19 protein-coding genes and 1 pseudogene are annotated in these 22,757 nt (G+C 69.3%); 17 read left to right on the forward strand and 3 right to left on the reverse strand.

Annotated features, from left to right (window positions below):
• Positions 1-78: 78 nt before the first annotated feature.
• The 3 genes from ACWEBX_RS30115 to ACWEBX_RS30125 are packed head-to-tail and all read right to left on the reverse strand — an operon-like array spanning position 79 to position 1,350.
• Complete coding sequence (locus tag ACWEBX_RS30115; protein ID WP_451887963.1) at positions 79-468, reverse strand: hypothetical protein; 390 nt, start codon at positions 466-468, stop codon at positions 79-81.
• Positions 468-896 carry an ATP-binding protein gene (locus ACWEBX_RS30120; RefSeq protein ID WP_451887950.1) on the reverse strand — a complete coding sequence of 143 codons (429 nt, stop codon included), beginning with the start codon at positions 894-896 and terminating at the stop codon, positions 468-470. The genes ACWEBX_RS30115 and ACWEBX_RS30120 overlap by 1 nt, the downstream gene beginning before the upstream one ends.
• Before the next feature lie 46 nt (positions 897-942).
• The gene (locus ACWEBX_RS30125; protein ID WP_451887964.1) at positions 943-1,350 is read right to left on the reverse strand and encodes an NUDIX hydrolase; all 408 of its coding nucleotides are present in this window, start codon (positions 1,348-1,350) and stop codon (positions 943-945) included.
• A 107-nt stretch (positions 1,351-1,457) separates the two neighbouring features.
• On the opposite strand from ACWEBX_RS30125, the gene ACWEBX_RS30130 reads away from it, so the two are divergent.
• From ACWEBX_RS30130 to ACWEBX_RS30210, 17 genes and pseudogenes are all read left to right on the forward strand, one after another.
• The gene (locus ACWEBX_RS30130; protein WP_326787719.1) at positions 1,458-2,243 is read left to right on the forward strand and encodes a GntR family transcriptional regulator; all 786 of its coding nucleotides are present in this window, start codon (positions 1,458-1,460) and stop codon (positions 2,241-2,243) included.
• A gap of 155 nt (positions 2,244-2,398) precedes the next feature.
• Positions 2,399-2,755: an SCO3933 family regulatory protein gene (locus ACWEBX_RS30135; RefSeq protein ID WP_356050583.1), complete on the forward strand. Its 357-nt coding sequence runs from the start codon at positions 2,399-2,401 to the stop codon at positions 2,753-2,755.
• Positions 2,755-4,131, forward strand: a complete 1,377-nt coding sequence (locus ACWEBX_RS30140; protein ID WP_451887951.1) for an FtsK/SpoIIIE domain-containing protein — start codon at positions 2,755-2,757, stop codon at positions 4,129-4,131. Before ACWEBX_RS30135 ends, ACWEBX_RS30140 begins: the two co-directional genes overlap by 1 nt.
• An 83-nt stretch (positions 4,132-4,214) precedes the next feature.
• Positions 4,215-4,835 (forward strand): DUF2637 domain-containing protein, encoded by a 621-nt coding sequence (locus tag ACWEBX_RS30145; protein WP_451887952.1) that lies wholly within the window; start codon positions 4,215-4,217, stop codon positions 4,833-4,835.
• A gap of 266 nt (positions 4,836-5,101) precedes the next feature.
• Positions 5,102-5,293, forward strand: a complete 192-nt coding sequence (locus tag ACWEBX_RS30150) for a mobile element transfer protein (protein ID WP_389284958.1) — start codon at positions 5,102-5,104, stop codon at positions 5,291-5,293.
• Between the two features lie 13 nt (positions 5,294-5,306).
• Positions 5,307-5,501: a hypothetical protein gene (locus ACWEBX_RS30155; RefSeq protein ID WP_451887953.1), complete on the forward strand. Its 195-nt coding sequence runs from the start codon at positions 5,307-5,309 to the stop codon at positions 5,499-5,501.
• Between the two features lie 25 nt (positions 5,502-5,526).
• Positions 5,527-5,773, forward strand: a pseudogene (locus tag ACWEBX_RS30160) (SpdD protein).
• Positions 5,774-5,937: 164 nt separating this feature from the next.
• Entirely contained in the window at positions 5,938-7,233 is a 1,296-nt protein-coding gene (locus tag ACWEBX_RS30165; RefSeq protein ID WP_451887954.1) for a replication initiator, read from the forward strand.
• Complete coding sequence (locus ACWEBX_RS30170) at positions 7,226-7,465, forward strand: helix-turn-helix transcriptional regulator (RefSeq protein WP_451887955.1); 240 nt, start codon at positions 7,226-7,228, stop codon at positions 7,463-7,465. Before ACWEBX_RS30165 ends, ACWEBX_RS30170 begins: the two co-directional genes overlap by 8 nt.
• On the forward strand, positions 7,465-8,727 hold the full coding sequence (locus ACWEBX_RS30175) for a tyrosine-type recombinase/integrase (RefSeq protein ID WP_451887956.1): 1,263 nt from the start codon (positions 7,465-7,467) through the stop codon (positions 8,725-8,727). Before ACWEBX_RS30170 ends, ACWEBX_RS30175 begins: the two co-directional genes overlap by 1 nt.
• A 327-nt stretch (positions 8,728-9,054) precedes the next feature.
• A complete protein-coding gene (locus ACWEBX_RS30180) occupies positions 9,055-9,576 on the forward strand; it encodes a hypothetical protein (protein WP_451887957.1) in 522 nt (173 codons plus the stop codon).
• A 343-nt stretch (positions 9,577-9,919) separates the two neighbouring features.
• Positions 9,920-12,898: a hypothetical protein gene (locus ACWEBX_RS30185; protein ID WP_451887958.1), complete on the forward strand. Its 2,979-nt coding sequence runs from the start codon at positions 9,920-9,922 to the stop codon at positions 12,896-12,898.
• Positions 12,899-13,812: 914 nt separating this feature from the next.
• Positions 13,813-14,757, forward strand: coding sequence for a hypothetical protein (locus ACWEBX_RS30190; RefSeq protein WP_451887959.1), 945 nt, complete (start codon positions 13,813-13,815; stop codon positions 14,755-14,757).
• Between the two features lie 446 nt (positions 14,758-15,203).
• Positions 15,204-17,783, forward strand: a complete 2,580-nt coding sequence (locus ACWEBX_RS30195) for a YncE family protein (protein ID WP_451887960.1) — start codon at positions 15,204-15,206, stop codon at positions 17,781-17,783.
• Positions 17,784-18,327: 544 nt separating this feature from the next.
• On the forward strand, positions 18,328-18,612 hold the full coding sequence (locus ACWEBX_RS30200; protein ID WP_451887965.1) for a DUF1876 domain-containing protein: 285 nt from the start codon (positions 18,328-18,330) through the stop codon (positions 18,610-18,612).
• A gap of 328 nt (positions 18,613-18,940) precedes the next feature.
• Positions 18,941-21,049 carry a TerD family protein gene (locus ACWEBX_RS30205; RefSeq protein WP_451887961.1) on the forward strand — a complete coding sequence of 703 codons (2,109 nt, stop codon included), beginning with the start codon at positions 18,941-18,943 and terminating at the stop codon, positions 21,047-21,049.
• Positions 21,050-21,335: 286 nt separating this feature from the next.
• On the forward strand, positions 21,336-22,106 hold the full coding sequence (locus ACWEBX_RS30210; RefSeq protein WP_451887962.1) for a calcium-binding protein: 771 nt from the start codon (positions 21,336-21,338) through the stop codon (positions 22,104-22,106).
• The last annotated feature ends 651 nt before the right edge of the window (positions 22,107-22,757 follow it).

Genomic DNA, 22,757 nt, shown 5'->3' on the forward strand with positions numbered 1-22,757 from the left:
GCAAGTCCGGCGAACACCATCGCCGGAAGATCGTCTAGGGCAGACGTCAAGCATCACCCGACGCCAACCCGTCAACCATCAACTGAGACTCGACAAGGTCTGCTGGGGCTTGAAGTCGTATGCACAAGCTGGGAGTTCGATGCCCCGTCGGTGGGCGAGCGGTACGAAGAGGACTGGGCGGATCGTCCAAGTGATGCGTGTGCCGGCGTGGGTCACTGAGACTGTGCACGGCTGCATGCGCGAGAGAGCTCGCCGGGTCTGGATACGTCCCTCGTACAGCCATGCCCACGCTTCATCGGAGGCATCGGCGTCGAGTGCTGGTGAGATCGTGCGGAGAGCCACCGCGACCCATCGGTCTGCCTGCGGTGCCGTGTAGGCGTCGAAGGATGCCCGGAGCTCTGGCGGTTCGCCATCGGTGAGTTCTTCGGTCCAGCACTCGCACCAGTAGCCGCGCCGCGGTTTGTCCATCAGCACGGGTGGCCTCCCCTGCGGGCCCCGGTGAAGAGTTCCGCGGTGACCGTGTGGCCGCCGTCGCTGTCGTGGACGACGACGCGGTGTGCGATCACGCTGACCATGCCCAACCCCCGGCCGTGCTCGGCCTCCTGGTCCTGGTGCTCGACGGCCGGAGCTGATCCCGTGCCTCCGTCATCCGTGACCGACAGCGCGATCACTTGCGAGGAGACCGCGAGCGCGAGGTGGAAGCTGCCCGACTCCTTGCCGCTGGCCGTGTGGAGGATCGCGTTCGCGCTCAGCTCGCTCACGATCAGTTCCGCGTCCTCGGCTAAGGGCGAGTCGCGCAGGATGTCGCGGGTCCAGCGGCGGGCCCGGCTGACCTCTTCCGGAAATCCTGGGCAAGTGAGTCCCCAGACCCGCGCAGTACTCGTATACTCGTGCATACAAGTTCCTTCGTGCTGGTAGGCCGCCATGTGCAGCGGGTTCGGGCTAGACGAGTTTCACGCCGTCGTGGGCGCGGATGGCCGGCGGGGATGCCGCGTCGAGTGCGTCCAGGACGCGGATCGCGTAAGCCTCGTCGGCGAGGTCGGTGACTTCTTCGCGGGTGGCCCAACGCAGTGCGCGGGTCTCGTCCCCGGTGCTGGGCGAGCCGTCGGCGGCTTCACAGCGGAAGACCAGGGAGACGATCAGGCCTGTCATGTTCTTGTAGACGCCGGTGAGGGTCGCGGGAAGCGCGATCTTGATGCCGGTTTCTTCGAGGACTTCACGCTGAAGTGCCTCGGGGAGGGTTTCCTCCCGTTCGACAACGCCACCCGGCGGTTCCCACTGGCCGTTGTCACGCCGCTGGATCAAGAGGGCCCGGCCCTGGTCGTCGACGATGACTCCGGCGACGCTCACGGAGTGCGGACGGTCAGTGCTCACGTTCCTCGGCCCTCTCGGATGGCTAGGCTCTCCACCGTAGCAACAACACTCGCCCACTCGTCTAGATACCTAAAGGAGTACTCGTGACCTCACTTCCGTCCCTGCTCGGCGATCTGGACCCCACGAGCGATCGTGCGGTGTTCCGGCAGATCGCTGACCAGCTGCGCGAGGCCATCGACCGTGGGCGATTCAAGGAGGGCGAAAAGCTCCCCTCGGAGGCCGAACTCGTCGAGCACTACGGCGTCTCCCGGATGACCGTCCGCAACTCGTTCTCCATCCTCCAGGGCGAGGGCCTGGTCGCCGCCGAACACGGCAAAGGCGTCTTCGTCCGGCCGCGACCTCCCGTCCGCCGGCTGGCCTCCGACCGGTTCGCCCGGCGTCACCGTGAGCAGGGGAAGTCGGCGTTCATCGTCGAGGCGGACGCCGCGGGCAGTCACCCCCAGGTGGACAGCCTTGAAGTCAAGGAGGAGAAGGCCAGCCAGGACATCTCCACGCGGCTCGGGTCCGTGCGGCGCGTGCTCGCCCGTCGTCGCCGGTACCTGCTTGACGGCCGCCCGGTCGAGTTCGCCACCTCGTACCTCCCGCTCGACATCGCGCGCGGCACGCAGATCGCCGAACCCAACCCGGGCCCCGGCGGCATTTACGCCCGCCTCGAGGAGCTGGGCCATCACCTCGACCACTTCGAGGAGGAGATCCGCGCCCGGATGCCCTCGCCGACCGAGGTCAAGACGCTCCGCCTCGCCTCCGGTGTGCCGGTGATCCACCTCATCCGCACCGCCTTCGACACGGAGGGGCGGGCCGTGGAGGTCTGCGACACCGTCATGGCGGCGGACGCGTACGTGCTTTCGTACCAGCTTCCGGCGACCTGATCGGTGGTGCGCGAGGCCACTTTTCGGACTCGTACACCTCAACAGCCCTACTCGTATAGACGAGTGGGCAAGTTGTGTGGCACTGTGGTTGGCGTTCCCGAAGCGATCGGGTTCGAAGACTGCATCTTGTCTAGACGAGTAGATGGGAAGAAATCTTGCGCACCATCCGTGTGGAGACCTCGGCCGCGACGATCCTGCTGACCGAGGCGCCCGAGCCCAAGGTTCGCGACCGTCAGACCGGCGAGATCGCGAAGGACGCCGTCAGTGGCGAGTCCCTGATGACGCTTGGCGTCGTCTACATCGAGGAGGGGGAGTCGTCCCTGATCAAGGTCACTGTTCCGGAGAGCGGGGTGTCCGAGGGGCTCGCGCTCGGGGCGCCGGTCTCGCTGCCGGGGCTGGTGGCCCGCCCGTGGGAGAGCGTGTTCAACGGCCAGCAGCGGCACGGCATCGCCTACCGCTCCGCCGCCGTCACTCCGGCCGTCTTCCCGGCGGCCATGGGGGCCACGGCCTGATGACTGACCTGACAACGCTTCTGGAGGTGGGTGGTCCTGTCGCCGCACTCGGCGGCGGGGCTGCCTACGCCCGGGCCAAGCACCCGAGCGTCTACTGGTCCACGGCCGGGCTGCCGATATCCACGGCCCGGCTGCTCGGCTCGTACGGCTCGGTCATGGAGGCGTGCGGTCTGACCGTGACTCCGTCCCGGCTGCGGGTCCTGGCGGTCAAGGCCACCACCCGCCGTGAGGTTCGGCCGGTACCGCCCCGCCGGGGCATCATCCGCCCCACGTCGACCGGGTTACGCATTCGGCTTCGGCTCGTACCGGGGCAGGAGCCGGCCGACGTCGCCGCATCGGCCGAACGGCTGCGGCACGCCTGGGGAGTTCACGCCGTGTACGTCAGCACGGTCAAGCCGGGCGTGGTCGAACTGCGTCTCGTCGGCTTCGACGTACTGCGACGCGTGCGGATGCCTCGCAAGGTCACGTCCGGGCTCCTCAAAGTGCCCGTGGCCCTACGCGAGGACGCCACCCCGTTCGTACGCGACTACCGCGCCATACCGCACCAACTCACCCTCGGCGCAACGCTCTCCGGCAAGTCCATGTACCTGCGCCACCTCGTCGCCGGACTCGCTCCGCAACCCGTCGCCCTGGTCGGCATCGACTGCAAGCGTGGCGTGGAGCTGTCGCCCTTCGCCGCACGACTGTCCGCTCTCGCCACCGACCCCGATCAGGCGGCCGAGCTGCTGCCCGTGCTCATCCAAGAGATGGAGGACCGGTACGAACGGATCAAGGCCCGTCAGGGTCTCGCCCCGGGGACGCCCGACGAGGAGATCACCTCGGATGTCTGGGGGCTCCCCGAGGACGAACGCCCCGTTCCCATCGTGCTGTTCGTCGACGAGGTGGCTGAACTCTTCCTCGTCGCCACGCGCAAGGACGAGGAGCGGCGGGACGAGATGGTCACCCAGCTCATCCGCCTCGCCCAGCTCGGCCGCGCCGCCGGGATCTATCTGGAGGTCTGCGGACAGCGTTTCGGCGCCGAACTGGGCAAGGGAGCGACCATGCTCCGGGCCCAGTTGACCGGTCGCGTCTGCCACCGTGTCAACGATGAAGCCTCCGCCAAAATGGCCCTGGGCGACATTGCCCCCGAAGCGGTCTCCGCCGCCTGCGCCATCGCACCCGAACGGCCCGGGCTGGCCGTCGCCGGCGACTCCTCCGGCGGCTGGTCCCGCATCCGCACGCCGTACCTGTCCCTGGGCGACGCCGCCGAGGTTTGCCGCGAGTCGGCGCACCTGGTGCCCGACCTGCCCGCGCTCAAGCCCTTCCGGCCTGACGTGCCCGTAGCGCCCGTCGAGACTCCGGCCCCGGTCGTCCAGCCTCGACCCGTGACCGACTGAACTCGCCTTCCCTCTCGGCCGGTGCGACCGTCTCGCGCCACGTCCCTACCCCTGCCATGCCTGAATCCGGAAGGAGCCGCCGCATGCGCGCCCAACTGGCCCGTGTCGACGCGGTCCTCGTCCAAGCGGTCATCGCCGCCGCGCTGTCCTTCGCCCACCTGCACGATGTCGCCTCGGCGGCCGGTCAGAACGGGTGGAAGGCGTGGGCCTATCCCGTCTCGGTCGACCTGTTGCTCGTCGCCGCGTGGCGTCGACTGCGGACCGGTGATGAGAAAGCCGCAGGATGGTGCTGGTTCGTCATCGCGCTCGTGACATCCCTCGGCGCGAACGTTGCCACCGCCGGACTCCTCGACCTGGACCAGGTGCCGGCCTGGCTCCGCATCCTCGTCGCGGGCTGGCCCGCGGTCGCCTTCCTCGGCGGAACACTCCTCGCCCACTCTGCTCCAGCGCCTCACGAAAAGACCGAGGACGCACAGGACCAGGAGGGCGCTCCCGAAGCTGTACGGGAATTCTCCGCACAACCGGCACCCGAACTGACCCCAGTTCCGCCCGCCGTATCCGTCCCGGTCGCCCTGGTCGAACACGCCCGAAAGGTCGCCGCCGAACACCAGACACGGACGGGAGCCGTCATCGACACCCCGACCCTCCGCGCCCGCCTCGGCGTCCCCGCACCCATGGCCGACGCCATCGCCGCCCAGCTCTGAAGGCGGGCCCCGTCGGGAGGCTTTACCGCTTCCGCAACACTCGCCGGGTTCCGACCACGGCCGAAATGATCAGTACCTCAAGGCAGCACGTGGTGATCACAGTGGCCCAGGACTCGCCCAACCACCACTTTCCCCCAACACACGCGAGCCCAAGTACCAACGCGGCCGAACCGAAGGCGGCCAGCCGCCGCACCCCTTGTGACATGCCGGTCATCTACGCACGTCCGCGCGCCCCAGACAAGCGAACAAAGGAAGGGAAACCAGCTGTGCCAGCCAACCGGCGCTTCCGCAGCGTCACCCGCATCGGCCCCGTCCAGGTCGGCACCTCGTACGACGGCCGGGGCCGAGAGAAGCACACCGCCGCCTGTACCGCTCCGCGCTGCGGCTTCTCCGCCGACTACGACAGCCGCGCCGCCGCCGAACTCGCCGCCCGTACCCACCGCTGCCCCGTCCGCTGAAAGGACTCGCTCCGTGACCGTCAGCCTGCCGCTCGTCTTCGTCCTCGGGCTCATCGCCTGGGGAGCGATCAAGTTCCTCGGCGTCCGCACCTGGGTCGTCGTCGTGATCGCGCTCTTCGGATTCCTGCTCTCCCAGACCTTCATGGCCCCGGCCATCGACTCCGGCACGCGCTCCGGCGTGGACGTCATAAACGGCTCACACAACTAGACGAGTAGGCAAGGAGAGACTGGCCGTGTTCCTGCCCAAGTACCCCGACAACCCGACCCCGCCGCCCGCGTACAACCACGCCCCGGCCGATCCGGCACCCGCACGACGCGCAGTCCCGCAGATCTCCATCAGCACCGGAGCGGTCGCGGCCGTCCTCGCCGGCGGAGTCGTCCCTCACCGCGCTCCTGGCCGCCGTCGCCGTCACGGCCATCTCCGTGGCCATCGCCGCTGTGGTCCTGCGCTCGATGCTCCGCGATCAGCGCCGCCGCTGAAAGCCGCTGAACGACAGACCCCCGGGACGGCCTCGATACCGCCAAGCATCCGCCGCCCCGGGGGCCCTACCCCTCCTAGCCGAAGCCAGAAGGAGAAAGCCATCATCGCCCGCCCCACTCCGCCCCCGCTGCCCGAACTCGCCGAACTGGCCGCACTCGGCACCATGCCTGAACTGCTGCGCCAGTTCGCCGGCCTCGGCGGCTGCACCCACCCGATCCGCCTCGACGGCCACCGCACTGAATACGACGTGGACACCGGTACCGGCGAGATCGGCAACGTCCTCCACCGCCTCGACTCCACCGACCTCCCGGCCGGTCACCTCTTGGTGCGCTGCAACAACCGCCGCGCGACCCGCTGCGAAGCCTGCGCCGAGGTCTACCGCCGCGACACCTTCCACCTGATCACCAGCGGCCTGCGCGGCGGCAAGGGAGTCCCGGAACGCGTCGCCGCGCACCCCCGGGTCTTCGCTACCTTCACCGCCCCGAGCTTCGGCCCTGTCCACAACCGCCCCACCGGCCAGGCCGGTTCGGTCCGCCGTTGCCGCTGCGGTGTCCACCACGACCAGGACGACGCCGCACTCGGCACTCCGCTCGACCCGGAAACGTACGACTACGAATCGGCCGTCCTCTGGAACGCGCACGCCGGTCCGCTCTGGCGACGCTTCTCCACCTACCTGCGCCGCGAGGTCGCCAAGCGCGCCGGACTCTCACAGCGCGCGTTCCGGCAGTACGCCCGGGTCTCCTTTGCCAAGGTCGCCGAGTACCAGAAGCGCGGTGCCGTCCACTTCCACGCCGTCATCCGCATCGACGGCCCCGGAGGCGGCGACACTCCGCCTCCGGCCTGGGCAACCGCCGAACTGCTCACCGACGCCATCGACGCCGCTGCTGCTCACGTTCGCGTGGACGGCCCGGTCATCGGCGGACGTGCGCACACGTTCACCTTCGGCCGTCAGCTCGACGTCCGCACGATCCGCTCCGCCGACTTCGACGGTGGCCAGGAACTGACCGAGCGGGCCGTCGCCTCGTACATCGCCAAGTACGCGACCAAAGGCGCCGAGACCGCGACGGGAGCTCTCGACCGCCCGCTGAAGTTCCTCGCCGAACTCGCCCAGTTCGACATCAGCGACCACGCCCGCCGGCTGATCCGAACGGCCTGGACGCTCGGCATGCGCAAGGAGTTAGAAGATCTCCGGCTTCGGGCCTGGGCTCACATGCTCGGCTTCCGCGGCCACTTCTCGACCAAGTCCCGCCGCTACTCCACCACCCTCGGCGCCCTCCGCACCGCCCGCGCCGAATGGCGCCGAGCACAAGCCGCAGCAGCCACCGAGATCGGGACGGACACGACCCTCGTCGTCTCGCACTGGGTCTTCGCCGGAACGGGCCTGTCCTCGGCCGAAGCCTGGCTTGCCGCATCCCTCGAACCCGCCCCCGGAACAGAAGGAGAGCCCACTCATGGCTAGTCGACGCCTCGCCCTGGCGGAACCCGTCGTCACTCCGCATGACCTGCCGGTGCGGTACCTGACGCCTGACGACCTGGTGGAGATGTTCGACCTTCCGAGCGTCGAGACGGTCTACCAGTGGCGCCGGAAGCGCACCGGGCCCCGCGGCTTCCGGGTCGGCCGGCACCTGCGCTTCGATCCGGCTGACGTCCGCGCCTGGGTCCAGGCCCTCCAGCAAGGGGCCGCTGCCTGATGGCCGGACACGTCCAGGATCGCTGGTACAAAGTCGAGATCGGCGCAGACGGCAAGAGTCGCAAGACGAAGAGTGATCGTTACGGCCTCGGTCTCCGCTATCGGGCCCGCTACATCGGCCCGGACGGCACCGAGAAGTCCAAGAGCTTCCCGGACAAGCAGAAGCGCTTGGCCGACGCCTGGCTGACGAACATCGAAGCCGACATGGCGCGCGGCCAGTACATCGACCCTCATGCGGCACGGACGACCTTCCGTGAGTACACGGACCGCTGGATCGCGGCTCTGACGACCGACCTCACGAGCCGGGCCGCGGTCGAGGGGCGTCTTCGCCTTCACGCTCTGCCGTACCTCGGCACGCGGCCGATCGGTTCGTTCCAGCCGGAGCACATCCGGGACTGGAACCGACGGCTGGAGGAATCCGTGACGTCGACCTCGTACCGGCGCCTGATCTTCGACGCGGTCTCCTCCGTGCTCACCGCGGCCGTGGACGATCGCCTGCTGGCCTCGAATCCCTGCCGAGCCCGATCGGTCAAGGCGCCTCGTCCCGCGCCGTCACGCGTGCACCCCTGGTCGGCCTCGCAGGTCTTCGCCGTACGGGCAGGACTGCCCGATCGCTACCAGGCCATGACGGACCTCGGCGCGGGGTGCGGACTCCGCCAGGGCGAGATCTTCGGACTCGCGGTCGACAACCTTGGAGATCTCGGCTGGCTGTACGTGCGGCAGCAGGTCAAGAAGGTCCGCGGCTCGCTCGTCTTCGCTCCCCCGAAGCGGGGCAAGCTCCGGGACGTTCCGCTCGATCCCGAGGTGTCCGTGGCGTTGACCGAGCACATGAAGCGCTTCCCACCGGTCGAGGTGACCTTGCCTTGGGTGACGCCCACCGGGCCCAAAGTGACGCACCGGCTCCTCTTCACGAGCAGCGTCGACACGGCCCTCTGGAGCAACGGATTCAACGACGAGCGGTGGAAGCCCGCGCTCGCCGGGGCCGGCATCATCCCGACTCCCGAGAAGGGCCAGCGGTACGCGGCGGCCCGCGAGCACGGGATGCACGCCCTGAGGCACTTCTACGCCTCGGTCCTCCTGGACGCCGGGGAGAACATCAAGGCGCTGAGCCTCTACCTCGGCCACAGCGACCCGGGCTTCACGCTCCGCGTGTACACGCACCTGATGCCGAGCAGCGAGACCAGGACCCGCAAAGCCGTCAGCGCGATGTACCGGGCCGCCGGTCACGCCCATGACGGCCCAGAGACGGCCCAAGCCGCCTGACACGGCCCCTCATCTGCGGGAAAACCGCTGGTGAGGGGCTGTTTCATGCCCTCGTTCGGCAAGTAACACCCCATCTTGCCTGACGGCTAGCCCTCGGGGGAAACCCGTTCGGTCACGGGGCCGTGACCTGCGCCGTTCCCTGCACTCGCTCGTAGCCGACCTGTCACTGGTTGTCGCCGCCGGTCACTGCCGAGCGCCCGATGCCATGGCTCGGGCGGCCGCTCGCTCTGGCCAACCCCGCTCGCTTCATGCTCCACCGGCGCGAGCCCTGGAGCCGACGCCGACGCACTCTGTGCAAGTCAGTCGGGGGCACAGACACTATGCAACATGGACAACAGCGCTTTGTGGGTGGCCGTGCTGACCGCCGCCACAGCGGTGGTCGCCAGCTGGGTGACGAACAAGGGCAGCGCCCAAGCTGCTCGCATCCAGGCCCAAGCCACCGCCCAAGCCGCGCACATTGCGCGGGAGCGCGAGGCTCGCAGAGCCACACAGCTGAATTTCATCGAGCAGGCCAATGAGATGGGGATCCTGTACCTCAGGATCCCCAAGTACTTCAAGGTGGAGAATCAAGAGGCGCGGATGGCGTCGCTCACAGAGCTTCGCGATCAACTGCGGGACTCATACGGGCCCTTCCTGCGTTCCCTGGCCGTCGTCTCGTTGGAATGCCACCCCGAGCCGATAGCAGCGGCGAAGGCAGTCCACGCGGCCTCCAGCGAAGCCTACGGTCGCCTCATGGTCGTCGAGAGAGACATACGCGAGGCCGAAAACTTTGTCCGAGCCATCGACGCCTACCTGGCCTCAGTTGACTCGTTCATAGAAGTAGCACGTCAGGCCGAGCATGAGACATAGATATCAGGTCCCCGAGCTCTCAGCTTGGGAAGCTGCGGGCTTTTGCGGGTGGTTCGAGCGCTGACCTGGGCAGATAGCCGAGGTGCGGTCTCGGAGAGCTTGGTTGCTCTCCCCGTGATTCCCCGCTGAAAGGCGAGTGTGACGCCGGAGCCGCCAGACGGCGCCATTCGGTGATCTTGTAAACGGCATCGGAAGAGAGCCGTTGACCCGGACGCCGTCCGTGCGTCGAAACGGGTGGAGTCCGGGACCGCAGCGCGACGATGCCGCCGACTCCTACCTGGGCGTATGTGTCTTTCGCCTGTGTGCAATGATCCCGCCCTTACGTTCAGGAGAAAGCGGTCCCATGCGCTCACATACGCGTCACGTCGCCCTGTCCGCGGCCGTTGTCGGCGCACTGGTCGTCACCGGGTCAGTCGCGCTGCTTCCCGCCGCTGCGGCCACCACCGGAGTGACCGCCACGCTGCCGGCGCGGACCACCTCCGTACCGTCGGCCGACCAGGTGTCGGGGTCCGGTCAGGCGGTCGTCTGGCAGCAGAGCACGTCCTCCGACAGGCTGCCGCACGGCTGGCTCTCCGTGGCGAGCGGCGCCCCACAGGACCTCGGGGCACTGGCCGGCACCGGCGACTCCGCCGACCCCGATGTGGTGTCCGTGCAGGGCTCGGTGGTGGCGACCGCCACCTCGACCAACCCCAACGGCGACCTCGCCGACCACGTGACCCTGCGCCACCTCGACACGGGCGCCCGAGAAACGCTCGCCGTCGCCTACGACAGATCCGGCAACTCACTCGACGAGCGTTACCGGGCCCAGGCCGGCGACGGCATCCTCGTCCAACAGGCCTACGAGGACGGCGACTCGGAGTACCGCGTGCGGCTGGTGCTGCGTACCTCCGGCGGCGACCGCAGTCTGTTGTCCGACGACGAGCAGTACCAGGTGCTGGCGTCGGACGCCGATGGCGCGCTGGTTCTGCGGCGGACCGCACCCGGCTGGAGCCACCAGATCGACTACGTCGACTTCGCCACCGGCACGACGGTCACCGTCGCCGAGCCAGACACCGACCAACTGCCGCAGGGACTGGAGTTCACCCCCTCCCACTTCGGCGTCATCGACGGCGCGACCCTGACCGAGTGGCGGCGATCCGCGCCCGCCGACGGACCGGCAACCGTCACCCTGCCCACCGACAAGGCCCGCTGGATCAGCGACGACACCCTGGCCTGGTACAAGTGGAGCGCCAACGGCAACGAGCTGTACGCGATGTCCCGGGACGGCTCCACCGCCGCCGCCGACCTCGACGGCACGTTCCGTGACCTATCGGTTGGCGACGACGGCCGGATGCGTGCGTCTCTGTACCGGCCGGACAAGGACGCCGCCATTCAGACCCTCATCGACGGCCGGGTGTCCAAGGCCGACGGCGACGCTGCGACGATCCCCGCGGGCCCGGCGCGCCTGGATGCCCTGGCCCTGTCCGGCGGCACCCTCTACACCGCCGACGACTCCTCCCGCGGTACCGGTGTGCTGCTCTCCTCCGGCCTCACGGTCCGCCCGTCCGGAGCCTCGGCGGCCACGCCGTCACGTGTTCTGGCCTATTCGACCGGCACCGTGCATCAGACGCTGGCCGTCGCCGGGCACCGGGTGCTGGTCGAGCAGGGCGGTGTTTACCAGGTCTACGACAACGGGAAGCCGACCGGCGTGCCCCTGGACCTGGGTGACGTCTCGACCGATCAGGTCAGGGACTTCGACGGTGACCACTTCCTGTTGTCGGACAGGACAACCGTCTACAACAACACCCTGCTGCTCTACACCGTTGCGACCGGCAAGAGCGAGCGCGTGCCCGACGGCTCGGTCCTGTACGGAGGCGCCTTCTACACCTCGGTGAAGAACGGCACGTCCGGCTGGTCCATTCGGCGGACCGACCTGGCGACCGGCACCACGTCCACCGTCACCACGGTGGACTGTCTGCCCGGAGCTCTTCAGGTCCGCGGATCGTGGATCCTGCTGACGACGTGCGGGGTCGGCTCCCAGCAGGGCCTGCTGATCAAGACGGGCGCTACCACCACCCGTACATGGGTGGACTCCTCCGTAATGGCCCCGGTCCTCGGTACGGACACGCTGTACACCTTCACGAGGGACGCCGGACCGGGCGTCACCGTGAACGCCCAGGCGCTGGGTGTGGCCGGGGCAACCGCGCAGCCGTTGTTCACGCTGCCGTCCAGGGCGAACACCGGTGCCGCCGAGCGGTGGGCCGTGGACCGTGAGGCGCCGTGGGCCGCCTGGATGGACGACGACGGCGTCACCCACACGGTGTGGGCGGGCACCCCGTCCCGCTCCTCCGATTCCGTCCCGGCGGGGTTCAGCCCGAACGGTGACGGCTCGACCGACTCCTGGGCGCCCACCTGGATGTACAACCGGCCGGTGACCTGGACACTGACCCTCAAGTCCGGCAGCACCTCGCTGCGCACCCTGACCGGAACGGCCCCGGGCGGGAACGTCTCCCCGGTCTGGAACGGCAAGAACACCGGGGGTACGGCGGTCGCCGAGGGCGCCTACACCTGGACGCTCACCGCGAAGGACACGGTGACGGACGAACCTGCGGCCGGCCTCAGCGGTACGGTGCGTCTGCGCAGGAGCGTTCCTGCCGCCTCCGCCACCACACCCACTCTCGCCAGTGACGGCTCGACGGGCGCGGTGATCCCGGTCGGTTGGGCAGCGAAAACGGTGGGCGTGACGTCGTACGACGTTGGCTGGCGGGTCGCCACCCGCAGCAGTACGGGCGTATGGACGCTCGGTTCGCTCCAGACGTGGCACACCCGCACCACGGCCAAGTCTGCGGCGTTCGGCGCGTCCGGCAGCCCGGTGACGCCGAAGTCCGGTCTGACGTACCGCTTCTACGTACGTGCCCATGACGACGCCGGTCAGACCGGGGCGTGGAGCGCGGCGGCAACGACGGGCGTGCCGCTCGACGACCGGTCCTCGCTACTGACCTACAAGGGGACCTGGACATCGGCGTCGGTGACGTCGGCCTGGGCGAAGACCGAGCGGGTGTCCGCCGCGAAGGGTGCCACGGTGTCCCTCACCGGCGATGGTACGAAAATCTGGATCGTGGCGACCCGCAAGTCGAATGGCGGCCGCTTCGCCGTGCTCGTCGACGGGGTCACCGTGGGGGCTGTGGACACCTACGCTCCGACGACGGGCTACCGGAAGGTGGTGTTCACGTACTCGCTCGGTACGAAGATCACCGGCCACAAGGTGCAGTTGAAGGTGCTGGCCGGCAGCTCGGCCGGTCGTTCCACCGTGCACGCGGATGCGGTCATGGTGACCCGTTGACCCGTTGACCCGGACGACCAGCCCCGGAAGCCATGAATCTCCCCCGGCCGCCCGTACGGTGGCTGGGGGAGCTCCGCGCGTTCCGGCGGTGTCGATGGCCGTCCTCGGGCGGAGGGAGCGTAGCCGTGCCTTGCGGTACGCGGGGCACGGAAACGGCAGTGACAAGGCCGATGCCGCACTCACCGACACCTGGGGTTCCAGACGGCCCAAGCCGCCTGACACGGCCCCTCATCGGCGGGAAAACCGCTGGTGAGGGGCCTTTTCATGTCCTCGTTCGGCAAGTAACACCGCATCTTGCCTGACGGCTACCCCTCGGGAAGCCCGTTCGGTCGGGGGGCCGTGACCTGGGGTTCCGCCAGTGACGTCTGCGGCTCATCTGTCGCTGTCCGCCGTCGGCCTGCCTCGGCGGCTCTCTCCGGTGTCGGCGGTGTCCAGGCGGCGCACGAGACGGCGCGGGGTCGTCTCCGCATCCCAGGACGGCATCCCAGGCAGTGCTTGTTCGCGCAGGTCAGGGTGGGTGGGATGGTTGCGTCGTTGCGGGTTGGGCGGTGGTGGTTGCGGCGGGTCCTCGGCGCCTCTGAAGCTGTGGGTGTCGCACCGGCCGGGGTGGGCTGAGGCCCCGGTAGCAGCCTGGTGACGGCTCCCGCCTTGTTCCTGCTCGTTCCCGCGTCCCGGGCATCCGTGTGCCCGGGTGCCCGAGGTGCGGCGTTCGGCGTCCTGCGACGACCCGCCGCCCCGCGATCCCGGGGGCGGGGACATCCGGCCTGCTTCTGCCCGCTCGGGCGGTCAGGCCGTCATGTCCTCGGATCGGACGCGGACGGGTGGCGAGACGTCGGCGGGCGCGTTCGGCCGGAGAGCCGGCACGGGCCGGGAGCGGCCACCTACGGACCACTGACAAAGAAGGAAGACACGACATGAGCATGAACACCCACGCACGTCGTCGTCCGGGCCGCCGTGCGGCCTTCGCCGCCGGTCTCGTCCTGGCCGTCGGGCTCGGTGTGGCGACGCAGGCGGCGGCACAGGCCGCCGCCCCCGCCCCCGCCAAGGCGTCCGCGAAGGCGTCCGCCGCGCTGCGGTCGGTCAGTGGCTTCAACGGCGACGTGGTGACCCAGGTCGCCGACTTCTACGGCGCGTACATCGACGCGAAGGACGACGCCGCAGGCCCGGACACCGCGCTGTCCAAGGCGCTGCGCGCGCACTACCTCACGCCCGCCTTCGCCAAGAAGCTGTCGGCTTGGGAGAAGAAGAACCAGGCGGACGGTGTCCTGCGCGCGCAGAACGTCCCGGCGCAGTGGACGGTGAGCGAGGGCGGCAACGGCCTCGAGGTCGTCGTCACCCTGACCTACGGCGGCGGGGAGTCGCCGACGACGACGACCAGGCTCGTCGTGAAGCAGGAGCCGACCGGCCACATCACCGACATCCGCACCACGAGCGTCGCCCCCGCCAGGGCGTCCGCGAAGTCGTCCACGAGGGCGTCCGCCGCGGTGCGGTCGATCAGTGGCAGGACCGGTGACTCGGTGACCCAGGTCGCCGACTTCTACGGGGCATACGTCGACGCGAAGGACGTCCCCGCGGGCCCGGACACCGCGCTGTCCAACGCGCTGCGCGCGCACTACCTCACACCCGCCTTCGCCAAGAAGCTGGCGGCTTGGGAGACGAAGAACCAGGCGGACGGTGTCCTGCGCGCCCAGAACGTCCCGGTCCAGTGGACGGTCAGCGAGGGCGGCAACAGCCGTGAGGTCGCCGTCACCCTGACCTACGGCGGCGGGGAGTCGCCGACGGTCAGGACCAACCTCGTCGTGAAGCAGGAGCCGGTGTCGGGCGACGTCTCCGACATCCGCACCGCAAGCGCCCGCTGACGACGCAGCCGCTCCGCCTGGTCCGCCTCCGGCTTCGGCCGGGGGTGGGACCGGCACCGCTGATGGACCACACCGCGGGCCCCACACCACGGACCCACACCACGGTGCACACTCCGCGGTGCACACCGCCGGCTTCGCCCGGACCGCGTCGGCGGCAGGCCGGACAAGGCCCTCTCCCGCCGCTTGTGTTGACGGGCGGGCCGCGTGACCTGTTGCCTCGTCAGTCGCGACACGCTCGGTCTGAGCCCGCGAGGAACGGACATCGTCATGAGAGAAGCCCCGGAGTCTCCTCTTCCGATGCGCGGAGTCTCCTGTTCCGGTGCACAACCATTCCGACGGCTCCGTTGTCACATCCATGTCATAGGCATCCGAAGCATGCCGCGCCCGGTGCCTTCCAACCTCCGGTGACGCGCGGCCTTCCACAGCTCATGGGGGTTTGAACCACCTTGCACCACCGCAGAATCTCCACTGCGACGGCACTCGCCGTCCTCTTCAGTTCTGTGGCCCTGACGGGCCTCGGGTCCACGGCCGCCCACGCCGACGGCAACGCCGTCCTGCCCGTCGCCTCCGTCTCCGATGTCGTCGTGGACAGCGTGCACCAGCGCGTCTTCGTCAGCGACCAGGCCGGCGGCAAGGTCGTCGCCACCGACTACAGCGGCAACGTCGTCGGGACGTTCGGCTCGCTGCCGGGGGCCAACGGCCTGGAACTCTCGGCCGACTCGCAGACGTTGTACGTGGCCGTCGCGGGCAGCGACGAGATCGCGGCGATCGACACGGCGGGCCTCGTCGAATCCGCGCGCTTCTCGACCGGCACCGCCGACGCCCCGGCGACCCTCGCCCGCGCCGGCGGGAAGCTGTGGTTCGGCTACGGCACGGCGACGAACGGCAACATCGGCTCCCTCGACCTCTCGGGCCCGCATCCCGTCCTCGCCGTGGCCCAGGACAGCGGCAGCCGCTGGTACTACGCGCCCCGGCTGGCGTCCAACCCGGCCGCGCCCGGCGTACTGGCCGCCGCCGAGCCGGGCATCAGCCCCGCCGCCGTGGCGACGTACGACGTCTCCGGCCCGGACGCGCCCCAGCGCATGGCCCAGGGCGAGGCCGGCAGCAACCTGCGCGACCTCGCGGTGACCCCCGACGGCGGCCAGGTCGTCACGGCCAGCGGCTGGCCCTACAAGCACCAGGTGCTGTCCACCACCGACCTGAAGGAAGTCGGCAGTTACCCGACCGACGCCTATCCGAACGCCGTCGACATCGCCGCGGACGGCACCGTCGCCGCGGGCATCGACGGGCCGTACGAACCGGACGTCTACATTTTCAAGCCCGGCACCACCCAGCCGGTCCGGAAGTACGACTTCGCCGACACCCGTACCGGCAACCTGGTTCCGGACGGCCTGGCCTGGGAACCGGACGGCAACCACCTCTTCGCGGTCACCGGCAGCGGCAGCACGTACCACCTCAACACGCTGAACGCGCCGACCAAGGCCGCCACGACGGTGACGGTGACCGCACCTTCCTCGGCTGTCCCCGGCAAGTCGCTGACCGTCACCGGAAAGATCAGCGGCGGCGACGCACTGCCGGCCGGAACGCCGCTGACGATCACCCGCACCGACGCGGACTCGCCGACAGGTAAAACGCTGACCCCCGTCACGACCGCCGACGACGGAACGTTCACCTTCACCGACACCCCCTCCGTCGAAGGCGACGCCAAATACACCGTCTCCTACGCGGGCGACGCCGGCCACGCCCCGGCATCCACCACACGGACCGTGACCGTCTCCCGCACCACCACCACACTGACGGTGACCGCGCCCGCCACGGCTGTCCCCGGTAAGTCGCTGACCGTCACCGGGAAGATCAGCGGCGGCGACGCACTGCCGGCCGGAACGCCGCTGACGATCACCCGCACCGACGCGGACTCGCCGACAGGCAAAACGCTGACCCCCGTCACGACCGCCGACGACGGAACGTTCACCTTCACCGACACCCCCTCCACCGAAGGCGACGCCAAATACACCGTCTCCTACGCGGGCGACGTCGGCCACGCCCCGGCATCCACCACACGGACCGTGACCGTCTCCCGCACCACTACCACACTGACGGTGACCGCGCCCGCCACGGCCACCCGCGCCACGTCGCTGACCGTCACCGGCAAGGTCGCCAACGCCGACGCGCTGCCGGCCGGCACGGTGCTCGCGGTGAAGCGGACGGACCTGGAGTCGCCGTCGGGCAAGGCGCTGGCCTCGGTGAAGACCAAGGCGGACGGCACCTTCTCCTTCACCGACGCCCCGCCCGCCGGCGGCGCCGTGAAGTACGCCGTCTTCTACGCGGGCGACGCGACCCGCGCCGCGGCGTCGGGCTCCGACACGGTGGCCGTCTCCCGGACCGCCACCACGCTGAGCCTGAACAACAACGGCACGGTGTACTCGTACGACAAGGACGTCACCTTCACCGCGCACCTCGGCACCACCTACAAGAACCGCACGGTGGAAATCTGGGCCAACCCCTTCGGCTCGGACAAGCCCAACGTCCTGGTGAAGAAGGCGACCGTCAACTCCAGCGGAAACGTCTCCGCCGTGGTGGACATGAAGCGGGACACCACAGTCACCGCGGTCTTCGCCGGTGACGCCCGCACCGCCCCGAAGTCGGTCAAGGTCACCGCGTACGCCCAGGTGAATGTCTCCACCTCTCTGGCGAAGTACTACAAGACGGGCAAGGTCAGCGCGAACTCCGCGACGTACTACTGGTACCGCAAGAACACCGGCCCGCTGTTCACCACCGCGATGAGCTACTACTCGGGCCGCCACCACCGACTGGACGTCGACGTCTACGTCCAGGGCAAGTGGCACCGCGGTTTCGAGGAGTTCTACGAACTGGGCACCAACGGCAAGAGCGTCATCGACCTCGGCGCCTCCGACGAGGCGGGCCTGCGCGTCCGGGTCCGGTCGGCCTACATCAACGACTCCTCCGGCGACGACGTCAACTCCACCACCTACAGCTCCTGGAAGTACATCTACTTCACCAACTGACCTGAGGCTCTCGGCCGTCGGCGGAGCGGCGCCGACGGCCGATCGGTCAGAGTTCTACTCGGCCCGATCAGAGACGGTCCCCTTCAGTCGCTTCGAGGACTCGGAGGGACGGCAGACGTAGGCGGCGGCTCGGATCAACCGCTCGTTTCGGCGATCCGCCGAGAAGGGACCGCCGCCTCCCGGCCGAGGGCCGGCCGCTCCGGCAGCCGGACGACCTCGGCACGCCCCGCCCGCCGCGGGCACCGGCCATGGGCCGGGGCCTGCACGCCGTACAGGTCCCGGACTGGATCACCCCGGCCGGCCGCGACCTGATCCGCCAGGCACTGACCCACACCGCGCAGCGGGCCCGGCCGCTGAGCGAGGACCTCGGCCGGCAACAGACCTGCCCGCCGACGCCGACCAGTCAATCGCCGCACAGCCACGGGCGCGCCACCCCGTGTGACCCTCCACGCTCTCGCCTCGTGCCAGGACGGCCGGAGGAGCACACTTCTTCTTAGGGGCTTCACCGGGGGCGGCTGCTTCGGAGGCGATCGCGATGACACAAATGACAGCGATGCAGGCACGGACCACGGTCGGCTGGCACGTCGAGATGGAATTCCAGGAGGACGACCACCGCACCCGCGCGGCCGCCCTGCTGCGGCTTCCCGACGGCAGCGAGGTACGAGCCCACGGATACGCCAGCCGCCACCCCTCCGACTCGAACCAGCCCCGGGTCGGCGAGGAGGTCGCGGGAGCGCGGGCCCTGAACGAGCTCGCCATGCAACTGCTGACCAAGGCCCACGACGAGATCGACGCGGAATCGGGCAGGACGTCCCACTCACTGAGGTGACGGCGGCGTCCCCCCGAGCCGACCGCGCCGCCGGCGAGCTGTTCCACTCCGGACCCCTGGACTCGTCCGGGGGTCTTCGCCTGCTCCGGGGATCTTCGCCTGCTCTGGGGGTTCTCTCCTGCTCAGGGGGTCTACGCCTGCTCCGGGGCTGATCAGGGTGGACAGCTTAAGGACCCGTCCACGATTCCCACACGGATTCCGCACGACTCCTGCGGAAGTGGTTCATGGGCACTACAGTCGCCCGCGCACCGATCACCGCGCAACGCCGGGCATAAGACGGCCGGATGGAGGTGCAGGCACAGCAAGTTGCACTGCTCTGGGGGGCTTTATGCACGACATGGTCAAGGGGTCGAACGTCTCTCTCGCGGCGCTGAGCGAGAACATCGACTCGGTGATCGTCAGTCTGGGCTGGGGGAGCCCGACCGGCGAAGGGGACGCCGATGTGTCCGTCCTCCTGCTGGACGAGAACGGCAAGGTCCGCAACGACGCCGACTTCTACTTCTACAACAACCCGGTCGCCGCGGACGGAAGCGTGCAGCTTCTGGGCAAGACGCCGACGGCGGACGGCAACGAGGACCGGATCAGCTTCGACCTGACCGCGGTTTCCGCCGAAGTCGACCGGATCGTCCTGGCCGCCAGCCGCTACGAGGGCGCCCGCTTCGGAGAACTGGACTGCGTGAGACTGGCGTTGGCGGACGGCGGAGGCGAGGAACTCCTCAACTTCGCCATCGACGACGCCGACTCGGTGAGTGCGATCATCTTCGGCGAGCTGTACCGGCGGGCGGAGGAATGGAAGTTCCGCGCCGTCGGCCAGGGTTACGACGCGGGTCTCGCCGGTCTGGCCACGGACTTCGGGGTCGACATCGACGACGACGCGGCGGCCGGGGAGGCGCTGGACGAGACCGAGGGCGACGATCAGGCGGACCCGACGGCGCCGGAGCCGGCAACGGGAGCGGCAACGACGTCTGATCAGGCGTCGGCATCGGCCCCGGCCCCGGCGAGGGCATCGGCGGGCGAGCCCCATCCGCAGGAGACCCTCGCGGCGGTCCCCTCCCCTCGTCAGCCCGAGGCCGAGGGGCATCCGGCGAAGGCGGTGGCGAGGCCTCGTACGGCCAAGAAGAAGGTCACCCTGCCCAAGGCCGCCAAGAAGACGCTGGCCGAGAACGAGTCGTGGAAGGACGCGCGACTCTTCCCGGCGTCGGCGCTCAAGAGCGACCGGGAGCGCGAGACGCGTGCGACCTCGGTACTGCTGTCCGTGATGGCTCAGGTCCCCGAGTTCGGCCGGAGACTCACCGCCGCCTTCGGAGCGCCGGCCGGACGTATGGAGACCTTCACCGAGGTCACCCTGCCGCACGGCGACGCCCCCCGTCGCCCTGACGGGGTGATCCGGGTCGAGCGGGCCGGCAAGCTGTGGACGGCGCTCGTCGAGACGAAGACCAACGGCAGCGCGCTCAAGGCCGAGCAGGTCCAGGCGTACATGGACATCGCCGCGCGCCGTGGCTACGAGGCCGTGATCACCCTGTCGAACGACGTCGCGCTGGAGGGCAGCCCGCTCGTCGAGGTCAAGATCGACAAGCGGCGCAAGCACAAGGTGGCCCTGTGGCACCTGTCGTGGGCGGAAGTCGCCCATCAGGCGCAGTTGCTGATCAGGCACGAGGGAGTCGGCAACGCGGCGCACGCCTGGCTCCTCCAGGAGTTGCTGCACTACTTGCGGCACGAGAACTCCGGCTGCCACGGCTTCCAGAACATGGGTCCGGCCTGGGTACCGGTACGCAACGGAATCGACGCCGAGACCCTGTGCCAGGGCGACCCGCGCGCGCTGGAGGTCGTCGAGAGCTGGGAACGCCTCATCCGCCAGGTCTGCCTGCGGCTGGGCGGCGAACTGGGGCAGAAAGTGCTGCCGGTCCAGCGCACCAGACGCGGAACCGATCCGAACGCGCTCCGCGGCCGTCTCGCGGATCAGCTCTGCCTCGACGGGCGCCTTCAGTCGGAGCTGCGCATCGAAGGGACGCCCGGCGTCCTGGCGGTCAGCGCGGACCTTCGTACGGGCAGGCTCCGCACCTCGATCGAGATCCCGGCACCCGAGCAGGGCTACCCCCTGTCGTGGGCGAAGCGACTGGTCCGGCGCCTGGCCGAGGCTCCGGCGGATCTTCACGTCGAAACTCTCGTCGAAGGCGAGGCGGCCGGCCCCCGGGGAACGCTCGAACGCCTCCGCCCCGAGCCTGCCGACATGCTGCCCAAGGAGCCCGCGTCCCAGATCACCGGCTTCCGGCTGTCCCTCCTCAAGAGCATGGGAAGCACACGCGGGAACGCGGAGTCGGGCTTCATCCGCAGCGTCGACGACGCGGTGAACCGCTTCTACACCGGCGTGGTGGTCCATCTGGACGGCACGACCTCCCGCCGGGTTCCCTCCAAGGACACGGCGACGACGGCCTGAGGCCCGGCGGCCACCCGGGGACGGGGTGCGTTCATGATGCGGCCGGGTCGGCACCCTCCTGGGGTGCCGACCCGGTCGCACGTACGCCGCCGATCACCGCTGTCGACGGCGGCCGCCCCGAACCCGAACCGTGTCCGTGCCCCCCTCGCCCACGGATCCTCGCCGGCCGCACTCGGGCCGCCGGTGCATGGGAACAGGCGTCCGGGAGGAGTGAGGCCATCCCCTACAGTTCGTTCACCCGCCGGACACCCACTCGGGTGACAGGCCTCATTTCGTTGGGAAACACATGCGCAGACTCGCCATCGGCGTCGCTTCGTCCGGTGCGCTGGCACTCCTGGCCCTCACCGTCCCCGCCGCTCACGCGGACACGGTGGTGGGCGACACCAAGGTCTCGAACGTGGTGGTGAACGGCGGAAAGGACGTCGCCGTCGGTACGACGAACAACGTGACCTTCAAGGTCACGTTCACCGCCTCCGACCCGGCCGGCATAGCCTCCGGGCAGACGTACCTCTACCACGGCACCTGGAGCGACCCCGACGACTTCTGGACCCAGGACTCGCCCAGCGAGACCGTGTGCACCTCGGGGACCACCGTCACCTGCACGTCGACGTACAGCGTCTGGCCCGAGTACGACCTGCACTACAACGCCTTCGCGGGCACCTGGCACTTCGGCGCGTACGCGAAGGCCAAGGACGGCGACTCGGTGAAGCGGACGAACCTCGGCACCTTCCACGTGCAGCGCTACTCCAAGCTCACGGTCAACGCCTCGCCGGAGCCGGTCACCAAGGGCCGGACGATCACCGTCACGGGCAAACTGACCAGGGCGAGCTGGGAAGACCGCCGGTACCACGGGTACGCCGGACAGCCGGTCAAGCTGCAGTTCCGCAAGGCGGGCACCAGCACGTACAGCACCGTCAAGACCGTGAGCACGGACAGCAGCGGCAATGCGAAGACCACGGTCACCGCCTCCGCCGACGGCGCCTGGCGCTACTACTTCGCCGGTACGAGCACCACACCGGCCGCGGCGGCCACGGGCGATTCCGTCGACGTGAAGTAGCGACGGGCCAGTCTCCGAGCAACACAGGGGCGCGCTGTCGTGAAGCAGCGCGCCCCTGCCCGCCTGCTCCCCTTCCCCGGCCTGGAGCCACGCCGCCCGCCGCCCGGCGCCCGCCGCCACGCATTCGACAAGCTTGCCGCGCCGCGCGAAGAAGCACAGCCGGTCACGCGATCCGCCTCGGAGAGGTAGCAACGGCTGAGGATGCCATCAGCCTGGTGGTGGCTCACCTGCCTGCGGACTTGGGCGCCGATACAGCCGGTCAACAATCTTGAAAACCGTCGTGGCGCGAGTCACCGTGGGTTCAAATCCCACACCCACCGCGCAGGTGGAAGGCCCTTGACCAGCAAGATCGGTCAGGGGCCTTCACCGTGTGTGATTCCTGCAGATGACCGCGATTCCCCCTTGCGTTCCTGGTCTACCGGGCACGGATGGGGCACGGCCGTGCACAGGTTTGAGGTTGGCCTGCATCCTTGTCAGGTCGATCCTGGGGGACCGTCGACGTCGACCAACCAGTCCTGCGCCTGGGGCGATCGTCCATTGCGGTCCGGCGTCTACCGCTGCTGTTCGCGCTTGTTGGTGTCAGCCGCTGGTGTCAGTCGCCATACGCGGTCTTGACAGGCGTGGCTTTTCTCGGCGACCTGGAGCACCGGT

The sequence above is a fragment of the Streptomyces sp. NPDC005070 genome (assembly GCF_053600395.1).

Bases quoted from the DNA above. Each gene is read 5' to 3' on its own strand.
- ACWEBX_RS30210 (WP_451887962.1), top strand. From the start codon at position 21,336: ATGCGCAGACTCGCCATCGGCGTCGCTTCGTCCGGTGCGCTGGCACTC.
- ACWEBX_RS30200 (WP_451887965.1), top strand. From the start codon at position 18,328: ATGACAGCGATGCAGGCACGGACCACGGTCGGCTGGCACGTCGAGATG.
- ACWEBX_RS30145 (WP_451887952.1), top strand. From the start codon at position 4,215: ATGCGCGCCCAACTGGCCCGTGTCGACGCGGTCCTCGTCCAAGCGGTC.
- ACWEBX_RS30190 (WP_451887959.1), top strand. From the start codon at position 13,813: ATGAGCATGAACACCCACGCACGTCGTCGTCCGGGCCGCCGTGCGGCC.
- ACWEBX_RS30185 (WP_451887958.1), top strand. From the start codon at position 9,920: ATGCGCTCACATACGCGTCACGTCGCCCTGTCCGCGGCCGTTGTCGGC.
- ACWEBX_RS30165 (WP_451887954.1), top strand. From the start codon at position 5,938: ATGCCTGAACTGCTGCGCCAGTTCGCCGGCCTCGGCGGCTGCACCCAC.
- ACWEBX_RS30115 (WP_451887963.1), bottom strand. From the start codon at position 468: ATGGACAAACCGCGGCGCGGCTACTGGTGCGAGTGCTGGACCGAAGAA.
- ACWEBX_RS30205 (WP_451887961.1), top strand. From the start codon at position 18,941: ATGCACGACATGGTCAAGGGGTCGAACGTCTCTCTCGCGGCGCTGAGC.
- ACWEBX_RS30170 (WP_451887955.1), top strand. From the start codon at position 7,226: ATGGCTAGTCGACGCCTCGCCCTGGCGGAACCCGTCGTCACTCCGCAT.
- ACWEBX_RS30175 (WP_451887956.1), top strand. From the start codon at position 7,465: ATGGCCGGACACGTCCAGGATCGCTGGTACAAAGTCGAGATCGGCGCA.
- ACWEBX_RS30120 (WP_451887950.1), bottom strand. From the start codon at position 896: ATGCACGAGTATACGAGTACTGCGCGGGTCTGGGGACTCACTTGCCCA.
- ACWEBX_RS30140 (WP_451887951.1), top strand. From the start codon at position 2,755: ATGACTGACCTGACAACGCTTCTGGAGGTGGGTGGTCCTGTCGCCGCA.
- ACWEBX_RS30180 (WP_451887957.1), top strand. From the start codon at position 9,055: ATGGACAACAGCGCTTTGTGGGTGGCCGTGCTGACCGCCGCCACAGCG.